At 37.4% G+C, this 16,357-nt stretch carries 17 protein-coding genes and 1 pseudogene; 10 read left to right on the top strand and 8 right to left on the bottom strand.

Going from position 1 to position 16,357, the window contains the following annotated elements:
* Positions 1–63 precede the first annotated feature (63 nt).
* The gene (locus E0H80_RS02235) at positions 64–342 is read right to left on the bottom strand and encodes a pyocin activator PrtN family protein (protein WP_131362711.1); all 279 of its coding nucleotides are present in this window, start codon (positions 340–342) and stop codon (positions 64–66) included.
* Between the two features lie 585 nt (positions 343–927).
* Between E0H80_RS02235 and E0H80_RS02225 the strand changes: the two genes are divergently transcribed.
* Entirely contained in the window at positions 928–2,154 is a 1,227-nt protein-coding gene (locus E0H80_RS02225) for an acetamidase/formamidase family protein (protein ID WP_131362709.1), read from the top strand.
* Between the two features lie 1,170 nt (positions 2,155–3,324).
* Here E0H80_RS02225 and E0H80_RS02220 read toward each other — a convergent pair.
* Positions 3,325–4,203 carry a TIR domain-containing protein gene (locus tag E0H80_RS02220; RefSeq protein WP_165494269.1) on the bottom strand — a complete coding sequence of 293 codons (879 nt, stop codon included), beginning with the start codon at positions 4,201–4,203 and terminating at the stop codon, positions 3,325–3,327.
* A 673-nt stretch (positions 4,204–4,876) separates the two neighbouring features.
* On the opposite strand from E0H80_RS02220, the gene E0H80_RS02215 reads away from it, so the two are divergent.
* The 9 genes and pseudogenes from E0H80_RS02215 to E0H80_RS02175 all read left to right on the top strand — a co-directional run bounded on the left by E0H80_RS02215 (position 4,877) and on the right by E0H80_RS02175 (position 11,694).
* Positions 4,877–5,179 (top strand): hypothetical protein, encoded by a 303-nt coding sequence (locus E0H80_RS02215; RefSeq protein WP_131362705.1) that lies wholly within the window; start codon positions 4,877–4,879, stop codon positions 5,177–5,179.
* A 3-nt stretch (positions 5,180–5,182) separates the two neighbouring features.
* Positions 5,183–5,692 carry a hypothetical protein gene (locus tag E0H80_RS02210; protein ID WP_171457796.1) on the top strand — a complete coding sequence of 170 codons (510 nt, stop codon included), beginning with the start codon at positions 5,183–5,185 and terminating at the stop codon, positions 5,690–5,692.
* A gap of 90 nt (positions 5,693–5,782) precedes the next feature.
* A complete protein-coding gene (locus tag E0H80_RS02205) occupies positions 5,783–6,283 on the top strand; it encodes a hypothetical protein (RefSeq protein ID WP_131362703.1) in 501 nt (166 codons plus the stop codon).
* Positions 6,283–6,699, top strand: a complete 417-nt coding sequence (locus E0H80_RS02200) for a hypothetical protein (protein ID WP_131362701.1) — start codon at positions 6,283–6,285, stop codon at positions 6,697–6,699. Before E0H80_RS02205 ends, E0H80_RS02200 begins: the two co-directional genes overlap by 1 nt.
* Before the next feature lie 157 nt (positions 6,700–6,856).
* The gene (locus E0H80_RS02195; protein ID WP_131362998.1) at positions 6,857–9,412 is read left to right on the top strand and encodes a hypothetical protein; all 2,556 of its coding nucleotides are present in this window, start codon (positions 6,857–6,859) and stop codon (positions 9,410–9,412) included.
* Positions 9,413–9,550: 138 nt separating this feature from the next.
* Entirely contained in the window at positions 9,551–9,961 is a 411-nt protein-coding gene (locus E0H80_RS02190; protein ID WP_228259936.1) for a hypothetical protein, read from the top strand.
* Between the two features lie 22 nt (positions 9,962–9,983).
* The gene (locus tag E0H80_RS02185) at positions 9,984–10,490 is read left to right on the top strand and encodes a hypothetical protein (protein ID WP_131362697.1); all 507 of its coding nucleotides are present in this window, start codon (positions 9,984–9,986) and stop codon (positions 10,488–10,490) included.
* Positions 10,487–10,917, top strand: a pseudogene (locus E0H80_RS02180) (hypothetical protein). Before E0H80_RS02185 ends, E0H80_RS02180 begins: the two are co-directional and overlap by 4 nt.
* 27 nt (positions 10,918–10,944) lie before the next feature.
* Positions 10,945–11,694, top strand: coding sequence for a hypothetical protein (locus E0H80_RS02175; RefSeq protein ID WP_131362695.1), 750 nt, complete (start codon positions 10,945–10,947; stop codon positions 11,692–11,694).
* A 61-nt stretch (positions 11,695–11,755) separates the two neighbouring features.
* Here E0H80_RS02175 and E0H80_RS02170 read toward each other — a convergent pair whose 3' ends face one another.
* The 6 genes from E0H80_RS02170 to E0H80_RS02140 all read right to left on the bottom strand — a co-directional run bounded on the left by E0H80_RS02170 (position 11,756) and on the right by E0H80_RS02140 (position 16,333).
* A complete protein-coding gene (locus E0H80_RS02170; RefSeq protein WP_131362693.1) occupies positions 11,756–12,127 on the bottom strand; it encodes a hypothetical protein in 372 nt (123 codons plus the stop codon).
* A gap of 2 nt (positions 12,128–12,129) precedes the next feature.
* A complete protein-coding gene (locus E0H80_RS02165; protein WP_131362691.1) occupies positions 12,130–13,506 on the bottom strand; it encodes a replicative DNA helicase in 1,377 nt (458 codons plus the stop codon).
* Positions 13,503–14,435, bottom strand: coding sequence for an Lrp/AsnC family transcriptional regulator (locus E0H80_RS16765; protein ID WP_228259933.1), 933 nt, complete (start codon positions 14,433–14,435; stop codon positions 13,503–13,505). The genes E0H80_RS02165 and E0H80_RS16765 overlap by 4 nt, the downstream gene beginning before the upstream one ends.
* 158 nt (positions 14,436–14,593) lie before the next feature.
* On the bottom strand, positions 14,594–15,136 hold the full coding sequence (locus E0H80_RS02155; RefSeq protein ID WP_131362689.1) for a hypothetical protein: 543 nt from the start codon (positions 15,134–15,136) through the stop codon (positions 14,594–14,596).
* Positions 15,137–15,443: 307 nt separating this feature from the next.
* Positions 15,444–16,115, bottom strand: a complete 672-nt coding sequence (locus E0H80_RS02145) for a Rha family transcriptional regulator (protein WP_131362685.1) — start codon at positions 16,113–16,115, stop codon at positions 15,444–15,446.
* A 2-nt stretch (positions 16,116–16,117) separates the two neighbouring features.
* Complete coding sequence (locus E0H80_RS02140; RefSeq protein ID WP_131362683.1) at positions 16,118–16,333, bottom strand: transcriptional regulator; 216 nt, start codon at positions 16,331–16,333, stop codon at positions 16,118–16,120.
* Positions 16,334–16,357: the final 24 nt, after the last annotated feature.

Genomic DNA, 16,357 nt, shown 5'->3' with positions numbered 1-16,357 from the left:
TTTGCTATATTCGGAGATAAATTATTTAAACTTTGAAATTTTGATTGTTGGCTTAACAGAGGATTATTTATTCATAGCATCATAGTCATGACGATGCAGGGCATATTGTTGATCAAGATAGATTGCAAAATCTTCGAGTCGTACCATCCATGGAGCTTTTGCTGATTGTTCAATTTTAAACGCTGGAAAAGGTAGTTCATGAAAATTAGCTTTCTTACGTGCGGTTTTCACATCGATATGGGTAAAGAAGTCTTGAACAATAGTATCTAGATGTACTACGGGGGAGACATATTGCATACATAACATTGTATAAGTATTAAGCTTCGGTTCCTGTCTATTCATTTGTTAGTTTTTCCTTTACCGCCCAGGTTTATGTTCAATTTTATTTTTTAAAAAAGGCACTCCAATATTCGGATCATAAAGTTTCTTCCCAGTACTGCCAATATTGAATAGTTCTAATTGCCTAGAAAGGGTATCTCTTGACATCGGAAAGCGTTTAGTAAGCCAGGTTAGATCTACCAGATCAGGATATTGCTCTGTTTCTAAGGAAACTACTGTAGGGCCGTGTATTTTATCTCTCAAACATATGTTAGGAGGGGTATTGCTCTATGGAATAATTCTCTTTTATTTTTGTATATAAATGCACTGTATAACAAAAATTACTTGGATGTACTTAGATCAAATAAGTAATTTTTCACATTTCTTGCGACACGTAGCGACACAAAATAGCATTTTCAATTTTGAGTGAAAAAATAGCGGTCTTTGCTGTCACTTACTCACTTATGCACCTGATTAAATCGGATGGCTGTAAGAAAATAGTGCATTTTTCATTTAAATTATTCAATAAACTCAATTTTACCGTGGCATGGAATTTGCTGTAGACGTATTTACAATATTTTTATTTTTCAATTATTAAAGGTATGTTCTATGTTTAAGCACACGCTCATTCCACTGTTTGTTTTCAGTGCTCTTGGTACTTCAGCAGCCTATGCTGAAAATTTTAATGTTCTTAAGCAAATATCAAACAAACCTGTTCAGCTAAAAGATGGTGAATACAAAGGTAACTATTATGTACCTTCGACTTTAAATACGATTACTTGGGGATATTTACCAAATAAAGATGCTAAGCCTGTCATTTCTGTTCCATCTGGCAGTGTAGTGACTTTTGATACAGTTTCGCATGAAGGTTTACTTGAAGATCAAGGACGCGATGCAGAAAAGTTTTTTAAATCAAAAGGTGTTAAAGCCGAATACATTTTAGATGAAGCAAAAAAAATTACTCAATCTAAATTGAATCATGATTTTCATAAAGATGGTCCGCACATTGTAACTGGTCCTGTTGAAATTCAAGGTGCTCAACCGGGTGATGTCTTAAAAGTAGAAGTGATTAAGGTTGAGCCGCGTGTTCCTTATGGCGTCATCTCCAGCCGTCATGGTAAAGGTGCTCTAGTTGGTGAATTTCCGAAAAAGCCAAAACAAGAAAATGCCTCCGCTGCCCATCCTGAACGATATGGCAATGTTTCAGTATTCACCCCTATAGAAAAAAATTCCAAAGGTGAGTATGAAGGTGTCCTAAAAACAGAATCAGGTAAGTCCATTCGTTTCCCACTTTATCCATTTATGGGCATTATGGGGGTAGCTGCGAATACCTCCGAGCCTGTTCATTCTGTTCCGCCAGCAATGTATGGCGGTAATATTGATATCAATGAATTAGGCGCTGGATCAACTGCGTACTATCCCGTGCAAGTCAAAGGTGCTCTGTTCTACACAGGTGATAGTCATTTTGCACAAGGCGATGGTGAAGTAGCTTTGACAGCACTTGAGGCTTCCGCTCGTGCAACACTTAAATTTACTTTACTAAAAGCAGGAAAAGATAAAATTCCTGGTAAGAAAATTGTGCAACCTTTAGCAGAGAATGCTGAATTTTGGATTACACCGGGTTTAGATGTAGATTTAGATGAGGCAATGAAAAAATCCACTCGTGAAGCAATCCGTTTTTTAAATCAGGAATACGGTATTGATGAGGCAATTGCCTATGCTTATTTAAGTGCTGCTACAGATTTTGAAGTTTCACAGGTTGTGGATAAAACAAAAGGAATTCATGCCAAAATACGTAAAGCAGACTTTAAAGAGTTTAGTGGAGAACAAAAATAAACAGTGCCTATATAACTAAAATATACGGCATTTTTTGCAGGGTATAGCAGGACAAAATAAAGAATTTCCCTTGATGATTCTTGGTGAGAAAGCATGCATCTAAACTATCTGTACTTCCCGAAATACAAGGACGTTAGGCTGTTTTTAATGGTGTCTTGGTCGAGCTTCATCAAGGAAATATTTAATAAGTCTTATCCTACACAAATATGAATTCTTCTTAGACGTACTTAGACAGAATGCAGTTTTATGAAAAACATATAAAGGAGCTGTGTTCTATGATTGATAAGGCTTATAGGTAGCTTTATAGAATATTTACGGCGCACCTTGTCCAAGTAGATTTTGAGTGATTTAGCAGGACGAAATCCAATAACCAGCAAATAGCTATAGTCATGTATATTGTGGCTTTGATGCTGTTTTATAGGGGCGTTTATTGTGATGCCGCCAAACATTAAAAGTACTGGTTAAGCTCATAAAGCATGGCTTAAAAATTGAAATTAAAAATAAGATAAAGGCGTGAATTAAAACCAATAGCATTGAGTATGTAACGGTGCTTTTTCGGGCTGAGTAATGAACTGTAGTTATGTATGAAACGGTCAGTTTTTCCGTATGTAACGAACCTAAAAAACAGGGTTATTTTGCATGTAACATCGGTTTTAAGGCTGAGTAACGGTAGACATGAATAAAAAACAATCACTATTAAAATGCTTGGTTGATGACAACGCAATTTTGCGCCGTGCATAGTCTTACTTACTGATACTTTGCTCGAATTCGTCTATCAATATTCATAGGTATTTGGAACTTAGTTTTTATTCTAAATAGATTTACCTTTTTAATAGAGAGGGAGCAATAAAAATGCTTTTAATAATGTTACGAAATCTAAGTCCACTTGATAAAAATTTTATTAGATCATGATAAATTCTGACATCACAAAGGACATGAAAAACCCTATCAAAGCCTTATACACTAAGCATTAGAGTTTTATAGTTTTTACGGATAAATCATAGAATTATAGATATATGCTAAATGTCCGTACTTTTGATTATTTTATAAATGTCGACTATGTTACTGCATCAAAACCTGATATTAAAATGTCTAAAACATAATTACTTGAGGAATAGTTTTTACTACTCCCCATGTTCAGAATAACGTTATTGAATTATAAATCTCAGGCTATTTTTCTAAAATAACATCAGCCAACTTATAAGCAATCTCTTCGATAGTGCTAACAGAAGTATTCAAAGCAATTTTATCCGCAAGATTTGGACTATAGTTCATCACATCGGTTTTGGTTATCTTATGCCAAATTGGCAATATCATCTTATGACCATTCATTTCTCTAGCCACTAATGCATCTAATTCATAGTTGGTCCATTCTTTCTTTATGAAATCTGCTGACAGAACTACAGTTCCATATCGTGAATTCCTTAGACCACTATCAATTTTTCGACGCAGGCTATCTCCAACTCTCATAGAAAATTCATCATACCAAACCTTTAAACCTAGCCCTTGTAATGTCTCGGCTAGAGGTCGTACAAAGTCCTCTTTGTCTTCTGAAGCATGTGAGATGAATAAATCATATTCAGGCTCAGATTCTGCTATGACATCGAGATAAGGCGATGCAGTGGCATCAGTGATATGTTGGGTGGAAGCTTTAATACTTTCAATTTCACGTTTCAGTTTTTTCTGATGTTCAATTTCTTCCTTTTGTTGCTTCTTAGCTAAAGCATCTAATTTTTTGCGTTCTGTCGCTTCAGCTTTTGCTAAGTTCTGATTTTCTTTTAATAACTTGTTTTGAATGTCTGTTTTCTTTTTTTGGAGGTCTGAAATTTTTTTCTGGACCTGTGCATTTTCTTGCTCTTTTCTACTGATTTCAGAAAGCTTGGATTTTAGTGTATTAGCTGTAGTGGTCTTAGTGATTGATGTTTGGATTTGAATAGCCTTGGCTGTGACATCACTTGCTTTCTTTTGCTCTAAACTCATCCTATGAGTTACATCAGCTAGATCTTTATTAAGTCTCGAAATAGTTGAGGATATGGATTGAATGGACATCGTAACCTGTTTCTATAATATAAAAATTAAGATTATTGGTTGATCATATTAAATACAAGTCAGGGAGTTGAAAATGTTTATGAGTAAAAACTATCTATTTGTAGTTCGCTTTAGTAGTAGCTATTTAATTTGCCCGTTTTTGGTATGATTCTGAAAACGGTAATATTCCCAAATATGGGATTTTGAATGTACCCGTTTTTGGGGTTTTGAATGTACCCGTTTTTGGGATGCAGAACCTATCAATGAATCTACCATAGAATCTATCATCTCTCTTTTAAGAGAGCGCCGTCCTAATTCAAGGTTAAATTTTCTTCCATACCCAAGAGTAAACTTTAAAACTAACTTGATATATGCACCAATTTTGCACTGGTTTGAGCTGTGAGTGATTTGAATTAAAAAAATGATAAATGGTACGTCAATATTTTTAGTGGGCTTGTAGAGCAAATTAGAATGATATGAAAGTACCTACTATAAATCTTATTTGCTCACTCATTGTCGCCGTAGTTATCCAGGATAAGAAGGCTGTTATAACGGCAGTGCTATAGGGTGAAAATAGCTAGAAATATAGTGTTTTGCTCCCTGCCTCGCGCGCGCGCGCGTTTTATTGGAAAATATACCCAATTTTTAGGCGCTTAGATTACTTCTTAATAAGTTGAAAATTATGGAGGGGTCTATGGGGGTTTATATTGAACTTAATAATTTCGAAGTATCTAAAAGGCTAATATTCGTTAAAAATACTATCCATTACGGCGCACCAAATTATAAAGAAATGATTAATGAATTAAAAAAGCACCATGAAATGACAGGGGAGAAAATTGCATACATCTTACCAATATCAGGTCCATCAACTATTGAAGAATGGTGCCGTGGTAGCAAGCCTAATTACGAGGCAGGTGAGGCATTTATTGAACTCTGGAAAATATTCACTGGTAAAGAAGATCAAGATGTCCCAAGAATTAAGCACTGGAGCATGTAATAAATGGCGATCAATAATATGACATACAAGCCCCTAAATTGTGATGATATGGATAGAGCAATTCAATTGTGTAAGGGGGTTGAGTTTTTAATCGATGAATTTAAGAGGGATATTAATTGTAAAGAATCAGGTGAATTGTTCGAAGTAGCTTATCAAGCACAGTTATTACAAATTGCGGATCATCTAGAGGAGTTAATTTATCGGCTCACTTATTTGGCTGGCAAAAATTATAAGCATTATTTTTTCTGTAACTTGCATGGAATTATAAAAAGCTTAAGTTCTGCACCGAATGTATTGATTATTACTGCATACCATTTGGCTCCTCAGCGTCCATTCAAAAGATTGTTGAATAAAAATACCTTTGATTATGAGCTGAATCTAATTCTTAAAAAGGTTAGCTTTACGAGACCAGTGCTTCAACAATTATGGAAAGGTCGAAAAACAATTACTCGTGGGAATATTGCTAATTATATGAATTCTCCTAAATATTACGGATTAAAAAAGGAGCCATAACAGGCTCTTTTTTAATGGCTGATATACCCATTTTTTTGCACATACTCCGCTATAGACTAAAACTTTATTAATGAAGTTGTAGAAGTAAATATGAGCGAAATCATCTCACCAGAAAATACGGAATTATTGGCACATATACTGGGTGACTTGCAGCAAGAGTCTTATATTGAAGCAGCATTAGGGCTACAAAATCAATTAGAAAAAGGAATTGAAGCAGGAGATATGCAATCTGCAGAAATCAATGTTGTGGATTACTTTGCACCAGGTGTTTACATGCGTCAGATGAATGCAAAGGCTGGAACTTTGGTGGTCGGTAAAATGAATCGTAATGAGCACATAAATATCTTGCTGACTGGCTCATTAACCGTTGCTACTGAAAAGGGCATTAAGCTTCTAACCGCACCAGTTGTTTTGAAATCCATGCCAGGTACAAAGCGTATTGGTTATTTTCATGAAGATAGTTCTTGGATCACTGTGCATCCAACCAATGAAACCGATCTTGAGCTAATTGAACAGCAAGTAATTGTACCGGATCATGAGATTGATCAATTTCTTGCATCACTTCCGAGCAAATGCAAGGAGATTAAATAATGTCATGGGTGGCAGCAGCAGCAGTGGCAGCAGCAGCAAGTGCTGCGATTACAGGGTATTCAAGCTACCAAAATAACAAGGGAATGCAAGAACAAGCTGAAGCGGATGCAAAAGCTACAGCCGCCCAAGGTCGGGTTGAAGCAGCACGTATTCGTAAAGAAAAGGAGAAAGCACAATCTACAGCACGAGCATCACTGGCTGAAAATGGCTTAGATGTGAATGAGGGTACGTCAATTGTGATTAATGATGAAATTGAACGTGCCGGAAACTATGATGCAAATATGACTGAAATTACCGGTTATAACTCATCACAACGATTAAAGGCCGAAGCAAGTCAGTATAAGAGTAATGCCAGTACGGCTTTGGCGGCTGGCGCTGCCAATACCATAGCTGCCGGTGCTAAAGGCTGGAAATAATCAGAGCTATTAATTCTTGATCAATAAACTAAGGAGCTTCGGCTCCTTCATTGCTTTCTGACACACCCATTTTTTGAATGCTATCACTGTTCTAAATTAACTGTATTAAATGGGCAGTGCTGGCATTGTTCTGAATTACAGGAATTAGAATATGAAGATGAAAGACAAGTGTAAGCAGGCAGTAGCAACAGCATTGGGTAAGCAAAGCCTCACTGCTCAAGAAGCAATAAATATAGAAGTACGAATAAATCAAACAATGGTTAATCTTGCCAGACAAGATATTCAACGTTGGCGAGGACTATCGGATATTGAGAAGCTTTCCGAGGCCAGTAAGCAGGTTGCTATAGATATTCAAAGTGATTTGGCTAGAAAGAAGCGTATCGCCGTACAGGATATTTTAATTCATTCTAAAAATTTAGAGATATTAAAGGATACTCATAGTCGTATTTCTGCCAGTGAGCGTATTGATCGTATGGTTGCGGCATATGGAGATATGTCAGGTATTCAGTCCGTAGACTCAAAGACCAGAGCGATATCTGATATTTATCAAGGACAATTGGTGGATACCTATACGAATATTAAAGGAGCTTTAGGAATATATACAGATCAAAATTTGGTGCGAAATATTGTTAAAGAGTTACACGGAGAAGCAACCGGGGACACAATTGCAGTTAAGGCTTCTCAAGGTATAACGAAAACTTTTAATGATGTTCTTGAGCGATTTAACCGTGCTGGAGGTGATATTAAAAAGCGTAAGGATTATGCATTGCCCCAACATCATAGCCCTCAAAAAGTCGCTGAGGCTGGATTTGATAATTGGTTTAATGACATAAAACCTCTGTTGAAATCAGATAACTTTTTGGATAAGGATGGATATCCGTTAAGTAGTGCAGAAATGAAAGATGTCCTGTCCGGTATCTACACTACTATTGTTACTAACGGCGCAGATAAGTTTGAAGCAGGGAAGGCAGGTGCCAATGTCAGCAGTAAGACTACGAATAAGCATCAAGAAGGACGTGTGCTTAATTTTAAAGATGCTGATGCCTGGTTAGATTATCAGTCTCAATATGGCGGAATGCAATTTGTTGATATTGTTGGTCAGCATATTTATAGCATGTCACGTGATATTACTTTAGTTGAAACCTTTGGTAGTAGTCCTAAAAAGAATTTTGAAATTTTAACTAAGCATGCCAAGCAGATCGACACTAAAGAAAAAGGTATTCCAGTAGATAAAGCTGAAAAGAGCTTAATACGTGCACAAGATATGTTTGATGAATTTATGGGGGCTAACCAAGCGGAAAGTAAAGTTTTGGCGAATGCAGGTCTAACTTATCGTTCGATGAATGTAGCCTCAATGCTTGGTGGAACAGTCCTTTCTTCAGCTACAGATCAAGCAATGATTGCTAAAACAGCTCATGTACATGGCGTATCATATTGGAAAACTTTTGGTGAATTAATCAAGACTTTAAATCCCCTGAACCAGCAGGATAGAGAGTTAGCGCATAGTTTAGGTTTAGCCACTCAAGAGATGTTAGGCTCTATTAATCGCTGGTCTGATGATGGTTTAACATCTGTACATGGTACAGCTGAAAAGTTAGCTCAAGCTTCAAATGGTCTGGCTACACAAGTTTTACGAGTATCCGGTCTAAATGCTCTAACAGCAGCAAGTAAAATCGCATTCTCTAAGATGATGATGAATAAGTATGCCGATCTAAGCAGAAATAAAAACTGGGTAGACTTAAGCGCCGTAGATCGGGAGTTACTCCAGGGTGCAGGTCTGTCTGAATTAGATTGGAATGTATGGAAGTTGGCCAGACCAGTAGAGGATCTAAGTGGCAACCAACTACTTGCTGCAAAATCTATTTATGATATTCCAGATGATTTATTAAAAGGCTTTGGTGATAATCCAAAACAAATCAAAGATGCTGTAGCAACACGTCTACATACACATATCTTAGATGAACAAGGCATGGCAGTTATTGAGTCTGGATTACGTGAACGTACTAAGTTTCAATTTGGTAGATCTGGTACTGAAATGGGGGAGATTTGGCGCTGTGTGGCTCAATTTAAGTCTTTTCCAATGGCATTCCTTATGAGACATGGAAGTCGTGCTATGGCAAAAAATGGATGGGCTAGTCGTGCATGGTATGCAGGATCATTGTTAGGCATGACTTCACTTTTGGGTGGTTTAGTTGTTCAACTTAAAGAATTAGCATTAGGTAATGATCCTGCCACAATGTTTGATGATGACGGCGATTTAAAAACAGAAGCAAAGTTTTTCACACGTGCTTTCGTGGCTGGCGGTGGAATGCCAATAGTAGGTGACATCCTAGTAGCAGGTATGGATCCAAGTGGGCGTGATACGACTGATTTTATGACTGGTCCATTCGGTAGTGATGCAAAAGCCATATTAGGTTTGACTTTTGGTAACCTAAATCAATGGTATGAGGGTAAAGATACCAATGCAGGCAATGAAGCATACCGATTCGTTAAGAATAAAATACCTGCTCAAAACCTTTGGTATACCAAAGCAGTTACTAATCGAATGATATTTGATGGTATTCAAGACACAATTGCACCTGGCTATCGTGAAAAATTAATGCGTAAAGCCGAGCGTGAGCAGGATCGTACTCAATGGCTTGGTGATTTCGATTGGAGTGAGGGTTTTGATGAGGCCCGTGCTCCAGATACAGGAAAAGCATTTGGACAATAAAAAAAGGAGCTTCGGCTCCTTTTGATTTTTCAGTTAGAGTAGAAAAATAACTTATTCATAGATAACAAAATAAAGAGAATCTAAATGCTATACGTCATAATCGCCGTAATCATTCTAGTTTTAATAATAGCAATATTGATGTTTCAGAAGGCTAAGAGTAACCAAGCTTTGATTTTTGATACTTCAGAGGATCTAACGGCGTTTCTTCGTAAAAAATATAGCTCTCAGATCAAGCATAATCAGCCTATCCATGGATTTGTTCTTGAGGATGCATCAATACAAAAAACGCTTCAAGAATCTGTTATGGGAGATATGGGGCGATCTGCTGTAGATGTTCAAGTCAACCTTGTCACTCAAGATGGCTTCCAAGAGGTGAGTGCGCCGTGTGGAAATATAAAAGCTGAATTTAATAAGGGGGATTTTGTTGTTGTGCTTCCGATCCATAATGAACGTCATGGATTTTGGTACTATGTAACTGTTGCAAAGTTACAGCCTATTTATGATGGTAAGAAGAAAAGCTGGATAATTTTAGAGAACTATATTCATTAAAGCCCTGGGGGAAACGATTTCAATGATTTTAGATAGAGAGCTACAACTCAAACTACTCACTGTACTCAGCGATATGTATCCTTTCACATATGACTTCTCAAAAGATTTTCAGGATGGATCTGATGATTGTGATAAAGCTGTAGCTAATCTTTATTATTTACAATCACATGGACTGATTACTGAAAAAAGTATTTTTGTTTCTAAATCAATTGGGGGTGGAAGAGGGCGAGTACAATTTGGTTTGTCGGAAATCACTCATACAGGTATGGACTTTTTAGCAAATGACGGTGGCCTATCTGCAATATTAGGTACCGTGACTATCAAGTTTGAAACTGAGCAGCTAAAGGCTATTCTGGCTACAAAAATCATGAGTTCTGATCTTAGCCCTGAGCGCAAAACTACAATGATTGATGCAATTAAAGAGCTACCAGCAGAAGGTCTAAAGCATCTAACAACAAAAATTGTAGATGTTGGTTGGGATAACTTAGATTCACTTATGGCTTTGATACAAGGTAGCCTTTCATTATGAAAAAAATATCAATCTTCTCATTATTAACTTTTGTGAGTTCAATAGCTTTAGCCACGCCTATCACTTTGCAACATTCCAGAACTAGCTATGTGAATTCTGGTATTTGTTCCGCCGTGGTGGACGTAACCATTCATGATTTTCTGGGTACCAATGACAAGTTATATTTGGATCTTATAGCAAAGGATAAAGCCGGTGGGGTTCAAGGCACTTCTGAGAATGTAATACCTACGGCGATGTCCAAAACCTATCAGGCAAAGCGACAACTAATGTATTTATAGAATCAGAAACTATGTGTGGAGCAGATCGCACTTGGATAGTTCTGGTTAAGCGCGCCGTCTTGATTGTAGATGGTAAACGTCAGGATTTATTGAAAGCCAAACAGGTGCATATTGATGATTTTCAACCAATGGAAATCAAAATTAATTAACAATATTCGTGATTTATGGGTATGTTCATGCAAATAATAAAAGATAATTTTGGGATGGTTCTAATCACCATCATCTCCATTTCATATTTATATTTAAGCTGTAATTTTATAATTAATTTAGATGAATTTAATTCATTGAAGTTAAATGAGAAAGGAGATTTTTTAGCTGGTGTTTTTTCGCCTTTAGCTTTTTTATGGTTGGTTTATGGATATCTCCAACAAGGGCGCGAATTAAAGCAAAATACTAAATCATTACGTCTTCAAGCCACTGAATTGAAAAATAGCGTTGAGGAACAGAAAAAATTAATAAAAATTCATGAGGATGATCAAAAAGTTCGGCATGAACAAGCTAAACCAATATTAGAATTTGAAGGTTTGCATTTTGATCCTGAACAAATAGTGATGGTAGAGGCCAATCCTTTTACTGGAGAGCAAGGTTATGAGCATAAACAGCAGGATATAAGCTTTCATTTAAAAAATTTAGGATCACCTATTAAGAAAATAAAAATTTTTAGGAATGAAAGTTTAATTGAAAGTATTACTTTGCTGGAAAAAGGTGCAAAAGAATTTATCGTTATTTATTTGACAGATGAAGAACAAGATAATTTGCATAAGAATTCTAATTTTGAACTTCAGTTTATATTGTCTTATTTGGATATGCTGGGATTAGAACACTCAGAACTCTACCATATTGGGCTTAATGATCGATCTGAAGATGATGAAGGTATGGCTTATTACAAATGTCACATAAGAAAAATTAATATATCTCCAAGTTAATTATATTATTCCTCGATTTGAGTCCGCCATTTAGATGATGGAAATGGCGGACAATTTGATATTAAAGTAACTCTAACTGCCCAACTTCATATTTATATATCTGCCATTCGCCTTCACGCGGTACTCGCTCAACACGTGTTTCAGCTTTCCATAGTTCTATGAAGGCTTCGCCGTGTTCAAAGTTTGGGATCCCACCACGTGCCCATTCTGAAACAGTAGATGCGCCTGCTACTGGGAGAACAAAGGCTATCTTTTCGTGTGTCCATTTAAGCTTACTTAAATCCAAAATCATCCTATTGAAATCTGGACGCTTATAACCACGCTGTTTAACAAGAAACTCTTTAACTCTCTTTTGCTGCTTAAGGTTGATAAAGCGTTCAGCTTGGGATTTTTTAAAAACGGTGCCGTCCATGCCGAAATTACTTATAAACATAGTTATTCAATCCCCTGAATTTGATTAAGTGCATCATGGTCTAAGTTAGTAAATTGACAGTACTTCAACTGAGCATGCATGAATGCGGTGCCAGCTTCGCCGTGGCGGTTCTTTCCAACAATAGCTTCAGCTATACCTCTATATTGAGACTCCTTGTTATAAATTTCATCACGATATAAGAAAACAATTTGATCAGCATCCTGTTCGATTGCACCAGACTCGCGTAGATCTGATAACACGGGGCGCTTATTTGGTCGTTTTTCTAACTCACGGTTAAGCTGTGATAAAAGTACGATGACACAATTAAACTCTTTGGCCATCGCTTTGAGTTCACCGGTGAAATAAGCAATCTTCAAGTCTTCTCGGGCAAATGGCTTAGTCGTTTTCATGATCTGTAGATAATCAACCAGTACAGCACCTACGGAACCATATTGGTGCTGTATCTTACGAATGGATTCACGGATATTGGCAATTGATGGACGTGAAGTATCGTTGATCTGCATCGGTACATTTTTAAGCATCACCACGGCGTTCGTATAAGCCGTAAATTCATCTTTTGGGAGTAAGTGTGGGGAATTACGCACTAACCCAATATCAGCAGGTGCCATGGCACAACAGAGGCGCATAGCAATCTGTTCCTTTGGCATTTCACCCGACATAATCAAGACTGATTTTTTCTGAATGATTGCTACGTGGTTGGCGATTAGCTGCATCATTGTGGTTTTACCCATTGCAGGTCGTGCTGCTACAACCATCAGACAGCCTGGTTCAATATCACCTAATTTTTTATCAAGATCATATATACCGGTCTGGATACCTTTAATCATTGTTTCGCCAGCAATCATTGCTTCCATCTTGCGGCTGATTTCAAGAAACGTATTTGATGCAGCATCATGAATGTGAAATAAAGATTCACTTCCTGACTCAGTATTCAGGTCGGCAAAAGCTGCTTGAGCATTATGTACCAGCTCACCACGACTGATAGTTAAATGCCGGGCTTGTTGGATTACCTTCAGCGCCTCAGCTTCAACTTGACGGCATGCAGTAAAATCCTTCAATTTCTCTGCGTACGATTGCAGATTGTAAAAACTGGAAGGGGCATCACTCATCAATTGCATGAGGTATTTTTCACCGCCTGAAGCTTCGCTAAAACCATGCGTTTCTAACCACTGGTGAACAAGTACGGCGTCATAAGGTGAGTTCTTAGAATCCAGATCCAGCACAGCCTTAAAAATCAATTTATGGCGTGTAGCGTGAAAATCATCTTCAGTGAGCAGATTCTCAACTTGAGCGTATGAGTTTGCAACCGTCATCAATGCTGCAAGTACAGCCTGTTCAATTTGTAGGTTATGAATAGGGGGAAGGGTATTAGAATTCATTGCATGCTCCCCAGTAAACTTTTAGGTTTTAAAGGTAGATTGATCAATGATTGAGTTGGTGATTGTGGTACTGGAGCTGTTGACGGCCTCCCGTGATTCTGATTGATCTGACTCACCCAATAATCATTCTCCCACTGACGCTGATTTAGCCATGCTTGTGGTGCCGGAATGTAATCACCATCATCTTTAATCCAATCTTTGGAATTTTTCAGTTTTTCAAGAATGGTTAGCAAGAGATCAAGATTGAAATCTGGTTCATATTTTTTGAAAGTTTTGAATGATTCAGATTTTTTAGTTTTACGCTTGCAGATCGGATAGGCTTTCCAGAACTTCTCAAAACTCTCTGGGTATTCGTTTTGCTTTTCAGCCTTAGGTTGTTCAGAACTACCCTTTTTCTTTTCTGTAGTAATCTTTGTAGTAGTCTCTGTATTTGTCTCCTCTTTGAAATGGGGAGGGTCTACCTTTTCAGATGGAGAGCCTCCCCATTTTGATAGTGATAGGGTAGTTACTTTAAAGAGGACAGGGGTAATTAACTCAATAAACAAAACATTGTTGTATTTCTGATTGTTAGCTGCAACTGTACGAAAGTGACGTTTGATCACTCCAAATTTCTCAAGACGGTCTAAAGCCTCTCTGACTTGTTGTTTAGAAAAGCCGAATTGATCTGAAAAACTTTGGTAAGAACGTTGTAAAAGATCAGCCTTAAATTTCTTTTTGATGCCAGTTATTTGACCTGTTTCTTCATTACGGACAATAGAGGGGCGATGCCAGTAGACAATCTCAGAAAGAATAATAATGGCATTTACATCAGGCTTTCCATTTGCCAGCTTGAACACGCTGAACCAGTTCGCAGGAATGATATTTCCTTCAAAATTAAATGTGCCAATTGCATCAACAGCAGGATTTCCAGTGCTAAACATTTTACTCATCTCGAACACCCTTAACTCCTCCTTGCTGGATTTTAATTACAGCATTAGCAAGTCTGCTTCCAGTCATACGTACTGAGTCTGCATAGGTAGGAAGGACAGATTTAGCTGGTGGTGTAGGCTCATTTTTCAGAGTCGTAGAGCTGATAGTTTTAGAAGACTTATTCATTTTTGACAGTCTCCCATTCAGCTTCGTACTTTTTGCATTCAACATCGAAAGTGTTGCTGTGATTGTCAGCTAAGTATTCTGCAATATAAATTAGACGCTCAAGACTGGCGAATATTGCATTGCAAAGAGCAGTAGACTTTTCTTTGACAGTAAATAATTCATCTTTGATTTGATAAAGTATTGTGCTAAGCCAAGAGCTTGCTTCGTGCGCAAGAGAATAAGCTTCCAAAAGATCACCAGCATCATATTGAACGCTTGAATTTTTTAATGCATTTTGATATTTTTCGCGCTCAACATCTAATGTATTGCTGTGATTGTCAGCTAAGTATTCTGCAACTGAAATAAGACTTTCAAGTTCAGTGAAAACATTGTTTTCTTGTGCGACTTTTTTAATTCGAGCTGTTTCTTTGCTGATTCGATTTATAAGTACTTGAATCTGAGAAGTGGTTTCGAATGCAAGTGAGTATGCATCAAACAGATTAACAGCACTGTAGAAGGGAAGTAATTGTTCTGGAAATTTAACTTTAGCGTTCATGACGAATGCGCTCCTAATGATAATTTAGAAGCTCTGCCGTTTACTGCCAAGTAAGGGTGGCAAAGCTGAAAAGGGTTGGCAGACTGGTTCATTAGGTTACCAGCACACTCGAAAGTGTCCCTCTCCAGCTTCACCATAGAGATGCGGAAGCATAGAGATTTTACGCATAAAAAAAGCCCGAAGCGGACTGTATGCGCCAATGATTGATAGTCTGCCAAGACTAATTCGATGATTTTGCACCGAACAGAATCAATATAGCCGAATCGCTTTAGTTTGAGAAGAGCTATTAAAAAAATAATTTTAAATTTCATGAAATAGCTCCTTCACTTACTAGTTTTTCAATTACCCAGGCTTCACCTTTCAAAGTAAACATTGGTTGTGAGTAACCAAGTTCTGTCTGTTTAAGTAGACCCAATTCCTGATCTACAAACCATTGTTGGAAGGCGCGACAACGTTTTATAGATCTGTTATATACATCTAACTCTTCAAGATGTTTATTAAGAGATATAGCTGAGATACTGAGTTTTTGAGCAACTTGGGTAGCATTAAGCAAGGTGTCACGGACTACAATTTTTTCGTAGTAATTCACTTTAGGTTTGTCTTGCTCGATTTTTCGTGCCTGATCCGCTGCTAACTGGAGTGCTTCAGATAGTGATGTTGGTATTTGAAATTGCGTTATTACACTTTTTGTGTAGTTCTCTAGTTCCTTCCAGCGTTTAATCACGCGATTGCGCAAAACAATGTTGTATCCCGTAACCAAAGTCATTGTTAATTCTTCATCTAACAAATATTCGGTTTGTTGGCGATTCATTGAGTCAAAATAGATGTGTCCAAATCTGGACGCATCTAAACCAAGTGAGATAAACATGTTTTCACAGTCACGCTTAACGTGTTGTGGTTTCTTCTCGCAAAGATCCGCAATTACGCGTGTGGACATGGTTTTTTTTTGATTTGAAGCAAATTGGGTTGGCATATTCATTATTAGGCCTCCATTTCAGCAGAAGCTTTTTTGCTGTTATGCCATTCAATAATTTCTTGATAATCAAAAAAAACAGGCGATTGTTTTGATGTACCCATCTTCAACGGGCGAGGAAATGAAGGGTCTTTGCGGATAGTGTGACGAAGAGATTCGCGCGTGACATCAAGTAGCTGACATGTCGTACTGAATTGAATTCGAATTGGAGTTACTTGAAGCATGATTACAACCAAATATTTGTAAGA

This window comes from Acinetobacter sp. ANC 4779 (assembly GCF_004331055.1).
Taxonomy (GTDB): Bacteria; Pseudomonadota; Gammaproteobacteria; order Pseudomonadales; family Moraxellaceae; genus Acinetobacter.
This window is presented reverse-complemented; position numbering and strand designations above follow the sequence as displayed.

Bases quoted from the DNA above. Each gene is read 5' to 3' on its own strand.
- E0H80_RS02235 (WP_131362711.1), bottom strand. From the start codon at position 342: ATGAATAGACAGGAACCGAAGCTTAATACTTATACAATGTTATGTATG.
- E0H80_RS02225 (WP_131362709.1), top strand. From the start codon at position 928: ATGTTTAAGCACACGCTCATTCCACTGTTTGTTTTCAGTGCTCTTGGT.
- E0H80_RS02220 (WP_165494269.1), bottom strand. From the start codon at position 4,203: ATGTCCATTCAATCCATATCCTCAACTATTTCGAGACTTAATAAAGAT.
- E0H80_RS02215 (WP_131362705.1), top strand. From the start codon at position 4,877: ATGGGGGTTTATATTGAACTTAATAATTTCGAAGTATCTAAAAGGCTA.
- E0H80_RS02210 (WP_171457796.1), top strand. From the start codon at position 5,183: ATGGCGATCAATAATATGACATACAAGCCCCTAAATTGTGATGATATG.
- E0H80_RS02205 (WP_131362703.1), top strand. From the start codon at position 5,783: ATGAGCGAAATCATCTCACCAGAAAATACGGAATTATTGGCACATATA.
- E0H80_RS02200 (WP_131362701.1), top strand. From the start codon at position 6,283: ATGTCATGGGTGGCAGCAGCAGCAGTGGCAGCAGCAGCAAGTGCTGCG.
- E0H80_RS02195 (WP_131362998.1), top strand. From the start codon at position 6,857: ATGAAAGACAAGTGTAAGCAGGCAGTAGCAACAGCATTGGGTAAGCAA.
- E0H80_RS02190 (WP_228259936.1), top strand. From the start codon at position 9,551: ATGTTTCAGAAGGCTAAGAGTAACCAAGCTTTGATTTTTGATACTTCA.
- E0H80_RS02185 (WP_131362697.1), top strand. From the start codon at position 9,984: ATGATTTTAGATAGAGAGCTACAACTCAAACTACTCACTGTACTCAGC.
- E0H80_RS02175 (WP_131362695.1), top strand. From the start codon at position 10,945: ATGCAAATAATAAAAGATAATTTTGGGATGGTTCTAATCACCATCATC.
- E0H80_RS02170 (WP_131362693.1), bottom strand. From the start codon at position 12,127: ATGTTTATAAGTAATTTCGGCATGGACGGCACCGTTTTTAAAAAATCC.
- E0H80_RS02165 (WP_131362691.1), bottom strand. From the start codon at position 13,506: ATGAATTCTAATACCCTTCCCCCTATTCATAACCTACAAATTGAACAG.
- E0H80_RS16765 (WP_228259933.1), bottom strand. From the start codon at position 14,435: ATGAGTAAAATGTTTAGCACTGGAAATCCTGCTGTTGATGCAATTGGC.
- E0H80_RS02155 (WP_131362689.1), bottom strand. From the start codon at position 15,136: ATGAACGCTAAAGTTAAATTTCCAGAACAATTACTTCCCTTCTACAGT.
- E0H80_RS02145 (WP_131362685.1), bottom strand. From the start codon at position 16,115: ATGAATATGCCAACCCAATTTGCTTCAAATCAAAAAAAAACCATGTCC.
- E0H80_RS02140 (WP_131362683.1), bottom strand. From the start codon at position 16,333: ATGCTTCAAGTAACTCCAATTCGAATTCAATTCAGTACGACATGTCAG.